A 14123-nucleotide genomic window follows, 5' to 3' on the forward strand; every position below is an offset into this window, starting at 1 on the left:
GGTAGCCTTTTTTTAGTATCTTGACCTATCAAACAAATGCGACAAATATTAATTCATGAAAGCTGTTTCCGTTGTCACCATAAGAAAAGAACTTAAATATAAATCCAACGAGGAATTAGCAGAATTGTGTCTTCGTTTATCACGTTTCAAAAAAGAAAACAAAGAACTCCTCACCTATTTACTCTTTGAATCTGATAGTGAAGAAGGTTATATTGAAACCGTTAAAGCTGAAATAGACGAACAGTTTGAACTCATAAACACCAACAGCTACTTTTATATCAAGAAAAGTGTTCGTAAAATTTTACGAAATACAAAAAAATACATTAGATATTCACTTAATAAAGAAACCGAAGTAGAACTCCTGCTTTACGTTTGCAAAAAATTAAAAACGATGCGTCCTTCCATAAAACGAAACACAACGCTTTGTAATATTTATGAACGCAATATGGTTGCGATCAAGAAAAAAATACTTAACCTCCATGAAGACCTTCAGTATGACTATAGCGTTATGGTTGATGACATTGAAACATTATAAAATGATAAATTCAAAACACTTCAAAAATGCATTAGGAATCAAACCTATAAAGCTATTGATTATAACCTTAGCTATTAGTATTCTCCCAGCATTAAGTCTTGCTCAAGATGATAAAACACCTGTTCTTGAAGCCTACTTTTCTGCCTTAATCGTAAATGACATGGACGTATCACTAGCTTGGTATACAGACGTTATCGGGCTAGAAATATTAAATACGCAGGAATCTCCAGACGCAGGTTTTAAACAAGCCAACTTAAAGCTCGGAAATATTTTAATTGAACTCATTGAACTCGACAAAGCTCAAGCTGTTGAAGATGCTATTCCCAACTATACTTCGAAAACACGTATTGAAGGTTTTTTTAAAATTGGTTTTTCTATGAACAATTTCGATGCTTGGATAAAGCACTTAAAATTAAAAAAAGTAGCGTTTCATGGTACGGTTGTAACCAATAAAACATCTGGAAAAAGAATGGTCATTGTTAAAGACCCAGACGGAAATCGCATTCAGTTTTTTGAAAAATAAATGTCGAGTTGCTAAGTCATCTTTTGAATACAAACGTTTCTCTCAAACTTAGCATTGAGATAATTAAAAAACTTATTTCTCTTGCAAAACTAACTCTAAACAATTATAATATAAGACGTTAAACTTTTTTAAAGAACATATGAATCCGTCACAACCCTCCAGAAGTCCTATTACCTTACCAAGAATTAGAATTGATTTTTCTGATTTAGATTTTTATGGCGAAGAAGTATCAGGCTTAAAATTTGAAGATAGTCATTTAGAATATAGAAATGGCGCAGACAATGAGTTTCATAAAAAAAGGCTTCTTGGCTTAACACCTTACCTCTATATTTACATAAAAGGAGGCACTTTTAAATACACGTTTTCTGAAACTGAAAAGGAGATAATTGACAAAATCCTAAAAGAGGAAAATAAGGCTACACTCAAAATTCAGGTTGATGATCCAGAACTTAAATCTTGCCTAGAATGGACAATTCCAAAAACGTTTCCTAAAAAAGTTAAAGGCTTAAAATTTAAAGAAGATACCGGTTTAATAACTATCGAAGAATTGATATTTGAACATAAAGGTATGAGTGTGAATGAGTGTCACCAAAAGCCATAGTACAATCCTTTTCTTTCTTCATTCAAAATTCTCGCATATTTAGTATATTGCTTAAGTCATAATAATACACTCTAAAACTTAAAATCTTATGTACAAAAACACACTAACCATCTTATGCATATTGGCTTTTAGCCTATGTATCACTGCTCAAGACAGTAAGGCGCCTTCAATCAAAATTGATATTGAAGTCAATGGAGAAAAATATCAAGTGGAAGATGGTGGATCCATCAAGGTTGACGGAAAAACGATTACTGCAAAGACATCGGACTATCTATCATTTGATTTTGGTGCTCTAACCTTTGATTACCCAAAACATTATGCCTATGAATTTGAAAAAGATTTAGGCTATAGAAACTGGACATTAGATGGTAATGATTTTATATTCATGTATTTTGAATATGAAGAAAATATCGCTCTTAATCTTTTTATTGAAGCCATGGTACAGCGTTTTGGTGAAGATAATTGTAAAGTATCTGATAAAAATACGCAGCTGGGCAAACTTAGGCTTAAAGGTAAGCGTATAGATATTAGCTTAATTGGTACGCTTCTAAGTTATGACATCTACGAATTAAACACCAATGATGGAAAAACACATTTCATATCATTTCAAGACACCAAAAATGACGATGGCACTGCATCTACAGAATCTAAAGAAATGATGAAAATAATAGACAAAACAGTTAAGATTAAATTGTAATCAAGTATGCGCCTCAACTTAGAACTTAACTGTGTTTATATAGATTATGAAAACTTCCTTTTTAGCCGAGTGCTTTCCCGTTCTTGAAAAAGAGCTACTCGAAGATATTGAAAAACACTCAACTGTAGCATATTTCGATGTTAACGAACATATTGTGGAGCAAGGCAAATACATTAAATTTTTGCCTATAGTACTTAAAGGAAATGTGAAAGTATATAGCCATGAAGATGCATTTGAGTTTTTACTATATTATATCTCATCTGGCGAATCGTGCATCTATAGTTTTGCTCACACATTTAATAATCAGCCTGCCGAATTTTCGGCGATAGCCGAAACCAATAGTGAGTTACTAATGTTGCCGATAGCTAAGGTAAAACAGTGGCTAAACACCTATCCATCTTTTGGAAATTTAATACTATCTGATTATCAAAGACATTATAACGACTTGCTACAAACTACAAAACAGATTACTTGTTATAATTTAGACCAACGTTTGTTAGATTACCTCAGACAAAAGTGTAAAATGGAAAAATCGAATATTTTAAGTATCTCACATAAAACCATAGCCAACGACTTAGGGACCTCGAGAGAAGTTATTTCTAGAGTATTAAAAAAACTAAGAACAGCTAATAGTGTTGTTCAAATAGGTAGAAAAATAAAAGTCCTGTAAAGTGACTAATGTTACAGTTTTTAATTAGGCAACTCGTTAATTTTGGAACCTAAATAAAAGAACATTATGTCAAATCAAACACAATTAATACCTGGAAATTCGCTCATCACCAATACGCCTGAAGAAGGTAGAGCGTTGGCCATAAAGATGGCTAGACTTAGTATTAAAATTACACAACCAGATGCCAAAATAAGAGAACAGTTACGTCCTGTATACGCTAACGATGCAGCTATGCTAATTGCCATTGGACAAACAGTGGCTATGGAATTTGCTACTATAGCTAAAGCAAATAATTATTGGGCTAATTAAATATTCTAACCAACAGTTCTTTAAGTAGATCCCCTTGAGGTACAGCATTAGAATTTACACCTTTTCCTCTAACGTCGAACTCTCTTAAGGTAGACACTACTTTACTTACTTTTCGCATTGGGTAATGGCGCGCCGCAGAGACGTATTCATTTACAAAATAAGGATTGATTTTTAAGGCTGAAGCTACATTTCTTGGGTTCTTATCATGTAACCCATGAAAATGTAAAAGTTGAGAAAAGAAATTAAACAACAAGGACACTGTAACTACCATTGGGTTATCCTTCGGGTTATCAGCAAAATAATTGATAATCTTAAAGGCTTTTACACTATCACGTTCGCCTATAGCTTTGCGTAATTCGAAATTATTATAATCCTTACTTATACCAATGTTCTCCTCAATATGTTCGGCAGAAATTTGAGTGCCTTCTGGTAGTACAATCTTTAGCTTTTCTAACTCGTTGTTAATTTTACTGAGATCAGTGCCTAAAAACTCAACAAGCATTTGAGATGCCTTAGGGGAAATAGTATATTTTTGTCCAGACAACACACGACGAATCCAATCTGCTACCTGATTTTCATAGAGTTTTTTGCTTTCAAAAACAACACCCGATTTTTTAATGGTTTTATATAAAGCCTTACGTTTATCTATCTTTTTATACTTGTAATTCATCACCAAAACCGTCGAAGGTTGTGGATTTTCAGCATAATTGGACAGTTTTTCTATAGTTCTTGATAAATCTTGAGCTTCTTTAACAATAACCACTTGACGTTCTGCCATCATTGGATAACGTTTGGCATTACTAATGATATCATCTACAGAAACATCACGACCATACAATACCATTTGGTTAAAACCTTTCTCTTCTTCGGCAAGTACATTTTTTTCAATAAAATCTGAAATAGCATCAATGTAATAAGGTTCCTCTCCCATTAAAAAATAAATGGGCTTAATGTTTCCGTTTTTAATATCAGCAACTATTTGCTTTACGTCATCCAAATCTTGAAAAATTTCAAATTTTAATTACAAATTCCAAAAAAACTAATTGGGCTTTGGTTTTCAATTTTAGTAGAGTAACTTTGAGAAAAATCTCTTTACGTCTTGATGCAAGAACTCAATTTTCCGAAGTTTTCATTCCGTTTCAAAAATAACGAAAATAAAGTTTCTATTTTCGATGAGATTCGTAAAAAATTTATCATTTTACAACCCGAAGAATGGGTGCGTCAACACTGTGTTCAGTACTTAATTCAGTATAAAAAATACCCAAAATCCCTTATCAATGTTGAAAAAGAGCTCAAAGTTAACGGATTAACAAAACGCTACGATATCGTTATTTTTAATCCAGATGGCAGCATTCACCTCATTGTAGAATGTAAATCACATAAAATTAAGATCGACCAAACCACCTTTGACCAAATAGCCCGTTATAATTTAGTTTTAAATGCAAGTTATTTGATGGTTACTAATGGAATTAATCATTATTATTGTGTGATGGATATTGAGGGTGAACGTTATGATTTCTTGAAAGATATCCCTGAATACAAATGAAAATAGCTGTTGTCATACTAAATTGGAACGGAAAGCAACTGCTCGAGCAGTTTTTGCCTTCAGTGATTAAGTATTCTGAAAACGCCGTGATATACGTAGTAGACAATGCATCTACAGATAATTCTATTGCCTACGTGTCCCAACATTTTAAACAGGTAAAACTTATCAAAAATGCAACAAATGGGGGTTACGCTAAGGGCTATAACGACGCTTTACAACATGTGAACGAATCACTATTTTGTTTGCTTAACAGTGACATTGAAGTTACGGCTAATTGGCTCGCTCCAATTATTTCTGAATTTGAAAGTAACCCAAAAACTGCCATTATTCAACCTAAAATTTTAGACTTCAAAAGGAAAACATATTTTGAATACGCAGGCGCAGCTGGAGGTTTTATTGATAAGTATGGTTACGCTTATTGTAGAGGACGTATTTTTGATAGCATTGAAGAGGATCAAGGTCAATATAATGATAGAACACCTATTTTTTGGGCATCTGGAGCATGCTTATTTATAAGAAAATCAACCTTTGAAACGCTCCACGGATTTGACGAAAGCTACTTTGCCCATTTTGAAGAAATTGACTTATGTTGGAGAGCCTTTAATGCTGGATATCAAACCATATATGTTGGCGATTCGACAGTTTTTCATGTTGGAGGCGCTACCTTAAATGCAGCAAATCCAAGAAAAACCTATCTCAATTTTAGAAATAGCCTATTTACACTAACAAAAAATGCGCAAGGATTTCTTCCTGGAATACTACTTAGTAGACTAACTCTAGATGGTATTGCTGGTTTAAAATTTATATTTCAATTCAAATTGAGTCATACCTTAGCTATAATAAAAGCACATTTTAGTTTTTACAAGCATTTACCTAGGCTTTTAAAAGAGCGCAAACAACTTCCAAAGAAAAAAAAGTATTATGAAACGACCTCTATCGTGTGGTCATACTTTGCACGACAACGTTATCGTTACTAATTGTTCATAAAACTGTTAAAAATATAGTTAAATACTGTCAATGCGTGTATTCTTTTCTATAATTTTGGTACGTTGAATAACAACTAATTATTAAACTTTATTATGAAAAAAATAATGCTATTAAGTGTTGCTGGGATGTTAATTTTAACGTCGTGTGTGTCCAAGAAAGAATTTATGGCGCTCGAGGCAAAACAAAAAGAGACTCAAGATTTATTAAACACGGCTACTGTTAAATTAAATAGTTGTTTGTCAGACAAGGCAGCTTCTATGGCACGTGTTGAAGCGATGAAAGAGCAATTAGCCGATTTAAGAAAGGCTAATCAAGATTTAATTGATACTAAAGGAAACTTGACGACATTAACTCAGAAAGGTGCGGAAAACTTAGAAAAGTCGTTAGAAAGTCTAAAAGAAAAGGATTTAAAAATATCACGTTTACAAGATGCATTAACTAAAAAAGATAGTGTAACATTAGCTATCGTTACTAGTTTGAAAAAAGCTGTTGGTATTAACGATCCAGATATTGAAGTTAACGTTGAAAAAGGTGTTGTATTTATTTCTATTGCTGATAAACTATTATTCAAAAGTGGAAGTTACAATGTAACAAGTAAAGCAAAAGATGTACTGGCCAAAGTAGCTAAAGTAATTCAAAGTAAACCTGATTTTGAAGCCATGATTGAAGGGCACACAGATAGCCGTACTTATAGTAAAGGTGTTCTTGTAGACAACTGGGATTTAAGTGTTAAACGTTCTACATCTATTATTCGTGTATTACAAGAATTAGGCGTTAATCCTAGTCAGTTAATTGCCGCTGGACGTAGTAGTTATGTGCCTTTAGCAGACAATGACACTTCTGAAAACAGAGCAAAAAACAGACGTACACGTGTTGTTGTATTGCCGAAAATCGATCAGTTTTATGAAATGATTGAAGAAGAAATGAAAAACTTATCTGCTGAAGAGTAGTCAAGTAAAACATATTTTTAAAAAAGCTCAATCTTTAATGATTGGGCTTTTTTATTGTCATACGTCTAAAAGATTTCTAAATCTCCTTTCCCTTCTCTTAGTACTACTGGTTGGTCTTCAGACAAGTCGATTACTGTAGAGGCTTCATTACCACCATAACCTCCATCAATAACGATATCAACAAGATTATCCCACTTCTCAAGAATTAATTCAGGATCTGTTGTATACTCAATCACATAATCCTCATCTCTAATAGAAGTAGATACAATTGGATTACCTAGTTGTTTTACAATTTCCAACGCGATAGCATTGTCTGGCACACGAATACCAACAGTTTTCCTCTTCTTAAAAGGGTTTGGTAAACTCTTAGATCCAGGCAGAATAAATGTATAAGGACCAGGAAGAGCTCGCTTTAAAATTTTAAATGTGGTCGTATCTATTTGTTTAACATAATCACTGAGGTTACTCAAATCCTCACAAATAAAAGAAAAATTAGATTTTTCAAGTTTAACTCCTTTAATTCGAGCTATTTTTTCTAAAGCCTTTATATTTGTAATATCGCAACCTAGACCATAAACCGTATCGGTTGGGTAAATAATTAATCCGCCACGTTTAAGAACATCAATAACCTTCATAACCTCCTTAGGGTTGGGATTATCCTCATAAATTCTTAGTAATTCAGCCATAATATGTATCTTACAAATGCGTTTACAAAGTAATTAAATATTTCATTATGAAGACTATTAAATACGCTTTACTACTCATTTTTGTATCCATTAGTCTCATCTCATGCTCAGATGACAGCAATTCTGAGAGTCCAGCAGATGAAACGCCATTAACTTTCCGTCAAGAATTAAATGTTTCTTACGGAAGCGATAGCGATCAAGTTTTTGATTTGTATTTACCTGCAAATAGAACCTTAAACACTAAGGTGATGATTTTAGTTCATGGCGGTGGGTGGACCTCTGGCGATAAAGAAGATATGAATCCGCTAAAGGATTTAATGCTTCAAGATTTACCAAACATTGCTATTGTGAACATTAATTATCGATTGGCAGATGAAAACAATGCACCATATCCAATGCAAATTGAGGATATTACAACCATAGTGAATATGCTAAAAACCAATCAAAATGATTACGTTATTTCAGATGATATTGGTTTCTTAGGTACAAGTGCAGGTGCACACTTATCGATGCTTTGGAGTTATGCCTTTGATACTAATAGTGATGTCAAAATGGTAGCGAGCATTGTTGGGCCAACAAATTTCACAGATCCAGCTTATCTCAACAATCAAAATCCGGTATTGCAGGAGTTAATTGATACATTTGGTATTGATACCACCAACACATTTCTTGAAGAGGTAAGTCCGTATCATCAAGTTACTGCAGACGCACCTCCAACCATTTTGTTTTATGGTGGTCAAGACCCTCTTATTCCTACAAGTCAAGGTGTAGACATGGAAGCCAAACTAGCCAGTTTAGGTGTTACCCATCAGTTTACTCTATATCCTAATGCTGGTCATGGTTGGATTGGCTTAGAGCTATTGGACACATGGACCAAACTTAAAGCGTTTACTCAAACTCATTTAGAATAATGAGCTGTAACAATAAGAAAAAATAAGCGTCTATACGATATGCGAAACGGTCTAATTCTCATAGTAATATTAACTACCTCTTTTCGGTTATTTGCAGAGGATAAACCTCGGGTAATTACATTTCCTAGGGCCGAAATTTTAAGCGAGCATACAACTAGGATACCGTTTAAACTTATAGATAATCTCATAGTAATTGAAGCCGAGCTTTTAGATCGTAAAGGGAATTTCATAATAGATACTGGATCTGAAACATTAATTCTTAATAAAGTTCACTTTAAAACAAGACAGCCATTTTACAATAAAAAGAAAGAAACATCTGGCGTTATTGATGTTATAGACAACCCATTAGAAAAACGCTTAAGAGAATTTATCATTAAAGATTTAATTGTTGAGGATACGAACTCGGATGTTATAGATTTATCGCATATTGAACGCAGCAAAAAAATTCATCTTTTAGGTATTATAGGTTTTGATATTTTAAAAGACTATGAAGTTTTTGTTGATATGTATCTTAATCAAATTACCCTTTCTCGAGTAGATTCTAAAGGACAAAAGCTAGATCAAAGAGCGTATCTAGAAAAAATTGTTGATACCATTGATTTCAAACTAAAAAAGCATACTATTGTCATAGAGGCCTATGTAAATGATCAAAAATTAAAATTTGGTTTAGACACAGGCGCAGAGTACAATCAGCTTAATAAAAGAACGAGCAAAAAGGTCTTAAAATATTTCTATCCTTCAAAACGATTAATGTTGGTTGGAGCGAGTGGACGAAAAATTGAAGTTCTGGCAGGAAAGTTGTATCGTGTAAAACTGTCTGATAACATATTCTTTGCTCCAATGGAAACCATGTTAACCAATCTCAATCAAATGAATGAGGCTTTCGGCACCTCCTTAGATGGTGTTCTCGGCTATGAGTTTTTTAGACAACAGCGTACAATTATAAACTATAAAAAAGAGAAACTTTACTTTATAAAATTCCCTATAAATAAGCAATGAAAACCCTAAAACAACATATCATTATATTCCTTCTTGCAATGGCATCAACACTGTCTTTTGCTCAAGGTGAAGATAAAGGTTATCGCTTTGACGGGAATTATGTGGTGTTTACATTCAACAAATTTGATTATGAGAAATTTTCCGAAGATGATTCTGATATCAAGATTAAATTTGAAGATTTAACAATAGATAATGTTGTTGTTGCTGGAGAGTTTAATAATTGGTCGAAATATGGTTGGAAAATGGAGAAGGTTAATAACACAACCTATGAATTGAGAAAGCATATCAATAATTTTAGAGATGAATTTACTTGGGAATTTAAATTTGTTGTCAATAATAAATATTGGGCAGAACCTTCTGAGTTTGATGCTAACGTTGAGCTCGCAAAGAAAAAAGGAACTCACCTTAATGTATATAATCTAAGAATGTCTACAAAAGCCGCAATTCCCGATGAAAAGGGGAATGTTAGATTTAGACTTCGAGGTTATGAAGATGCCCGTAAAGTTATAGTTGCTGGATCATTTAATAGATGGGATGAGCATGAATTTAAAATGTATAAAACTAAAGACGGTTGGGAGCTTAAGTTGGAGATTAAACCAGGCGAATATGAATATAAATTTATTGTTGATGGCAACTGGATGGAAGACCCTTCAAATCCCTCAAAAGCATTGAACGAGTTTGGTCAATTTAATTCTCTCATTAACGTTGGAAAATATGTAACCTTTCTACTTAAAGGACATCCTAATGCAGAACGTGTTATTCTATCAGGATCGTTTAATGACTGGAACGAAAGTGCTGTTAGAATGGAGCATACCGAAAATGGCTATTGGAGATATCGTCTACCTTTACCAGCTGGTAAGCATTACTATAAATTTATTATTGATGGAAAATGGATTCTAGATCCCGAAAATCCAGTAAAAGAATATGATGGCAAAGGAAACATCAATTCTGTTTTTATGGTCAAGTAATTATCCTAATACGTCTAACTTTGCAAACCGTAGTAGTAGTTTTTTAATACCTCCTACTTCGAAGTTGATTTCTGCTTTGACATCTGCACCTTTGCCTTCTATCTTAAGCACTTTACCTTTCCCAAAACGCGCATGCTCTACAATATTTCCAACGGTAAGTTTACCATCAAAGAGATTGGTATTATCTGATGGCGAACTTTTAGAGACGCGCTTTAGGTTTTTAGGTGCAACAAACTTTGCAGGTTTTACGTCAGATTTGCGTTTTATAGGTTTTTTAAACCGAATACGATTAGGCTCAACATCTCCAAAAATATCAGCACTTAACATCGGGTTTTGTCTTGGCTCATGAACTGGTGTTATAATATCTAAATATTGGTCGTCAATCTCTTCAATAAAACGACTAGGTTCTGCATCAATCAATTTTCCCCAACGATAACGTGACAGCGTATAGGTTAAATAGGCTTGTTTTTCGGCTCTAGTTAAAGCCACGTAAAATAAACGTCGCTCCTCCTCTAGTTCACTTCGCGTGTTCATACTCATAGCACTTGGAAATAAATCTTCCTCCATTCCTACGATATACACATATGGAAATTCAAGACCTTTGGCTAAATGTATTGTCATTAAAGCCACACGATCGTCATCACCTTTATCATTATCTAAATCGGTTGCCAATGCGACATCTTCCAAAAACTCTGCAATATTTCCTGTAGCATCTGCTATCTCAACCTGTCCTTCAACAAAATCTTTAATACCATTTAATAGTTCTTCAATATTTTCGAGTCGAGCAATATCTTCAGGCGTACCTTCTTTATTAAATGCTTTTATAATACCAGTCGTTTTAGTAATATGTTCTGCTAATTCAAAAGCATTTGCCGTTTGATTCATCACCTGAAAACTCTCTATCATGGTCACGAAATCTTTAAGTTTCGTTCTTGTTCCTGCATTGACATTGACTTCAGTTTTATCAATGTGTTTCATTACCTCGAATATAGAACGATTGTAACCATTAGCCGCAACCACCAGCTTATCTATTGTAGTTTGCCCTATACTTCGCTTAGGAAAATTAATAACACGCTTTAAAGCCTCTTCATCTGCCGGATTAATAACTAACCTCAAATATGATAGAACATCCTTAATTTCTTTTCTCTGATAGAATGATAGCCCTCCATAAATTCGATAAGGAATATCACGTTTCCTTAAAGCGTCTTCAATAGAACGCGACTGTGCATTTGTTCTATACAATACAGCAAAATCACTATCCTTAAGCTGATTTTGCATTTTATTTTCAAAAATAGAACTGGCTACAAAACGACCTTCATCTCCATCAGTCATTAAGCGATTAACCTTTATTTTAGCCCCTTCTTCATTAGCCGTCCAAACAATTTTATCTAATTTGGTTTTATTTTTATCTATAATCGAATTGGCGGCATTAACAATATTCTTGGTCGAACGATAATTTTGTTCTAACCTAAATACTTTTACATCGTCATAATCGCGTTGAAAATTCAATATGTTATTGATATTAGCTCCTCGAAACGCATAAATACTTTGTGCATCATCACCTACAACACATATATTCTGAAAACGGTCAGACAAAGCTCTCACAATTAAATATTGCGAATGATTGGTATCCTGATACTCATCTACCAAAATATATCTAAATCGATCTTGATATTTAGCTAACACATCTGGAAAACGCGTTAGTAACTCATTGGTTTTAAGTAACAAATCATCAAAATCCATGGCGCCTGCCTTAAAACATCGGTCAACATAATTCTTATAAATATCACCTAATCGTGGTCGTCTGGCTGCTGTATCGGCTTCAATAAGTTCTGGGTTTTGAAAATATGCTTTAACCGTAATTAAACTGTTTTTATAAGACGAAATTCGGGATCTAACTTGCTTGTATTTATAGACATCTTTGTCTAACCCCATTTCTTTAATTATTGAAGATATAAGTCGGTCAGAATCTTGTGTGTCATAGATGGTAAAATTGCTTGGGAATCCCAAGCGATCCGCTTCGAACCTCAATATTTTCGCAAAGACAGAGTGAAACGTACCCATCCATAAGTTTTTAGCTTCACTTGCACCAACGATATCAGCAATTCTCCCTTTCATCTCACGAGCCGCTTTATTGGTAAATGTTAATGACAAAATATTAAAAGGATCTACACCTTGATGCATTAAATACGCAATGCGATATGTCAGCACACGAGTTTTACCAGAACCTGCTCCAGCAATAACAATCATTGGTCCATCTTTTTGCAAAGTAGGCGCTAATTGTGCATCGTTTAACTGACTTAAATACTTCTCCAATTCTAAAAACTTTTAAGTCGTGAAATTAACCAAACTGTATGTTTTTAGTAAACGTTTTTGTAAATAATTATAAACAATTTGAATCAAAAATTTACTTAACTATTTTTTGAATATCTTTAAGCATAATCTTTAACCTTTTCAATATGCGTTCCTTATTTGTTTTATGTATTTTCTTCGGAAACTTAGTGGCTTTTTCTCAAGATCAATTAGAAAAAGATTTTATAGATATCGAATCTAAGGTCATTGAATGGCGCCATCATTTTCATCAAAATCCAGAATTATCAAATAGAGAATTTAAAACGGCAGAAAAAATTGCAGCACATCTTACATCCTTGGGAATTGAAGTTCAAACAGGTGTTGCAAAGACAGGTGTAGTTGGTATCCTGAAAGGAGACCAGCCAGGAAAAGTAGTCGCTTTAAGAGCAGATATCGATGCCCTACCAGTAACAGAACGCAATGATTTGCCTTATAAAAGTGAAGTACAAACCGAATTCTTAGGAACAAAAACTGGCGTCATGCATGCTTGTGGTCATGATACTCATATTTCGATACTCATGGGTGTGGCTGAAATTTTATCAAAACATAAAGACAAAATTAAAGGAACTGTTAAGTTTATATTTCAACCAGCCGAAGAAGGTCCTCCTCCTGGTGAAGAAGGTGGCGCAAAATTAATGATTAAAGAGGGCGTTTTAGACAACCCAAAGGTGGACGCTATTTTTGGATTGCACATTAATTCTGAAACACCAGTAGGCACTATAAAATATAAGGCTGGCGGTATCATGGCATCAGTTGAACGTTTTGTTATTACCGTAAAAGGAAAACAAACCCATGGTTCTCAACCTTGGTCTGGCGTTGACCCCATTCTTATATCTGCAAAAATTATTGACGGTCTGCAAACAATCATTAGTAGAGAATCTAAACTTACCAATGAAGCAGCCGTTATAACTGTTGGAAAAATTACGGCAGGTACTCGCTTTAACATTATTCCAGAAAGTGCCGAAATGATTGGTACAGTTAGAACATTAGACCCGAAAATGAGAGCTCATATTGAAAAACGAATGAAAGAAATGGTAGAAACTATAGCGAAGGCCTATGGCGGAGAAGCCACAATCACATTCCAAAATAATACATCAATCACTTTTAATGATCCTAAACTTGTAGACCAAATGTTACCTACACTTCAAAATGTTGCAGGTACCGAAAATGTTGTATTAAGAAAAGCGACAACTGGAGGTGAAGATTTCTCCTATTTTCAAGAAATCATCCCTGGTTTTTATTTCTTCTTAGGCGGCATGACTCCTGGAAATACAGAAGCATTCCCTCACCATACACCAGATTTTAAAATAGATGACAAAGGCCTTTTATTAGGTGTAAAAACCATGACTAATTTAGCCATAGACTATTTAAACCAATAAAGGCAATACC

The 14123-nt window shown here is 33.9% G+C and carries 16 protein-coding genes; 13 read left to right on the forward strand and 3 right to left on the reverse strand.

The annotated features are described in order from the left end of the window. Positions 1-55 precede the first annotated feature (55 nt). The 6 genes from Q0787_RS12150 (at position 56) to Q0787_RS12175 (ending at position 3335) form a co-directional block, all read left to right on the forward strand. A complete protein-coding gene (locus Q0787_RS12150; RefSeq protein WP_298902993.1) occupies positions 56-535 on the forward strand; it encodes a hypothetical protein in 480 nt (159 codons plus the stop codon). A gap of 1 nt (position 536) precedes the next feature. Next, positions 537-1058 (forward strand): VOC family protein, encoded by a 522-nt coding sequence (locus tag Q0787_RS12155; protein WP_298902994.1) that lies wholly within the window; start codon positions 537-539, stop codon positions 1056-1058. Between the two features lie 139 nt (positions 1059-1197). Beyond that, positions 1198-1659 (forward strand): phage tail protein, encoded by a 462-nt coding sequence (locus Q0787_RS12160; protein ID WP_298902995.1) that lies wholly within the window; start codon positions 1198-1200, stop codon positions 1657-1659. Between the two features lie 88 nt (positions 1660-1747). Beyond that, positions 1748-2356 carry a hypothetical protein gene (locus Q0787_RS12165; RefSeq protein ID WP_298902996.1) on the forward strand — a complete coding sequence of 203 codons (609 nt, stop codon included), beginning with the start codon at positions 1748-1750 and terminating at the stop codon, positions 2354-2356. A gap of 46 nt (positions 2357-2402) precedes the next feature. Further along, positions 2403-3026 (forward strand): Crp/Fnr family transcriptional regulator, encoded by a 624-nt coding sequence (locus Q0787_RS12170; protein WP_298902997.1) that lies wholly within the window; start codon positions 2403-2405, stop codon positions 3024-3026. A 66-nt stretch (positions 3027-3092) separates the two neighbouring features. Beyond that, entirely contained in the window at positions 3093-3335 is a 243-nt protein-coding gene (locus Q0787_RS12175; protein ID WP_298902998.1) for a hexameric tyrosine-coordinated heme protein, read from the forward strand. Here the strand turns inward: Q0787_RS12175 and holA are convergent. After that, positions 3328-4332 (reverse strand): DNA polymerase III subunit delta, encoded by a 1005-nt coding sequence (holA, locus tag Q0787_RS12180; RefSeq protein WP_298902999.1) that lies wholly within the window; start codon positions 4330-4332, stop codon positions 3328-3330. The two genes, Q0787_RS12175 and holA, sit on opposite strands and share 8 nt — an antisense overlap. A gap of 105 nt (positions 4333-4437) precedes the next feature. Between holA and Q0787_RS12185 the strand changes: the two genes are divergently transcribed. The 3 genes from Q0787_RS12185 to Q0787_RS12195 all read left to right on the forward strand — a co-directional run bounded on the left by Q0787_RS12185 (position 4438) and on the right by Q0787_RS12195 (position 6818). Next, positions 4438-4881 (forward strand): type I restriction enzyme HsdR N-terminal domain-containing protein, encoded by a 444-nt coding sequence (locus Q0787_RS12185; protein ID WP_298903000.1) that lies wholly within the window; start codon positions 4438-4440, stop codon positions 4879-4881. After that, positions 4878-5858, forward strand: coding sequence for a glycosyltransferase family 2 protein (locus Q0787_RS12190; RefSeq protein ID WP_298903001.1), 981 nt, complete (start codon positions 4878-4880; stop codon positions 5856-5858). Before Q0787_RS12185 ends, Q0787_RS12190 begins: the two co-directional genes overlap by 4 nt. A gap of 102 nt (positions 5859-5960) precedes the next feature. Further along, positions 5961-6818: an OmpA family protein gene (locus Q0787_RS12195; protein ID WP_298903002.1), complete on the forward strand. Its 858-nt coding sequence runs from the start codon at positions 5961-5963 to the stop codon at positions 6816-6818. A 65-nt stretch (positions 6819-6883) separates the two neighbouring features. On the opposite strand, the gene Q0787_RS12200 is transcribed toward Q0787_RS12195, so the two are convergent. Further along, positions 6884-7504, reverse strand: a complete 621-nt coding sequence (locus Q0787_RS12200) for an L-threonylcarbamoyladenylate synthase (protein ID WP_298903003.1) — start codon at positions 7502-7504, stop codon at positions 6884-6886. A 32-nt stretch (positions 7505-7536) separates the two neighbouring features. On the opposite strand from Q0787_RS12200, the gene Q0787_RS12205 reads away from it, so the two are divergent. The 3 genes from Q0787_RS12205 to Q0787_RS12215 are packed head-to-tail and all read left to right on the forward strand — an operon-like array spanning position 7537 to position 10382. Then, entirely contained in the window at positions 7537-8415 is an 879-nt protein-coding gene (locus Q0787_RS12205; protein ID WP_298903091.1) for an alpha/beta hydrolase, read from the forward strand. 39 nt (positions 8416-8454) lie between these two features. Then, on the forward strand, positions 8455-9414 hold the full coding sequence (locus Q0787_RS12210; RefSeq protein WP_298903004.1) for an aspartyl protease family protein: 960 nt from the start codon (positions 8455-8457) through the stop codon (positions 9412-9414). Next, positions 9411-10382 carry a glycogen-binding domain-containing protein gene (locus tag Q0787_RS12215; protein WP_298903005.1) on the forward strand — a complete coding sequence of 324 codons (972 nt, stop codon included), beginning with the start codon at positions 9411-9413 and terminating at the stop codon, positions 10380-10382. The genes Q0787_RS12210 and Q0787_RS12215 overlap by 4 nt, the downstream gene beginning before the upstream one ends. On the opposite strand, the gene Q0787_RS12220 is transcribed toward Q0787_RS12215, so the two are convergent. Further along, the gene (locus Q0787_RS12220) at positions 10383-12698 is read right to left on the reverse strand and encodes an ATP-dependent helicase (RefSeq protein WP_298903006.1); all 2316 of its coding nucleotides are present in this window, start codon (positions 12696-12698) and stop codon (positions 10383-10385) included. It lies immediately after the preceding gene. A 143-nt stretch (positions 12699-12841) separates the two neighbouring features. Here Q0787_RS12220 and Q0787_RS12225 point away from each other — a divergent pair, with 143 nt between their 5' ends. Beyond that, on the forward strand, positions 12842-14113 hold the full coding sequence (locus tag Q0787_RS12225; protein ID WP_298903008.1) for an amidohydrolase: 1272 nt from the start codon (positions 12842-12844) through the stop codon (positions 14111-14113). Positions 14114-14123 lie beyond the last annotated feature (10 nt).

The sequence above is a fragment of the uncultured Psychroserpens sp. genome (genome assembly GCF_947492715.1).
Taxonomy (GTDB): domain Bacteria; phylum Bacteroidota; class Bacteroidia; order Flavobacteriales; family Flavobacteriaceae; genus Psychroserpens.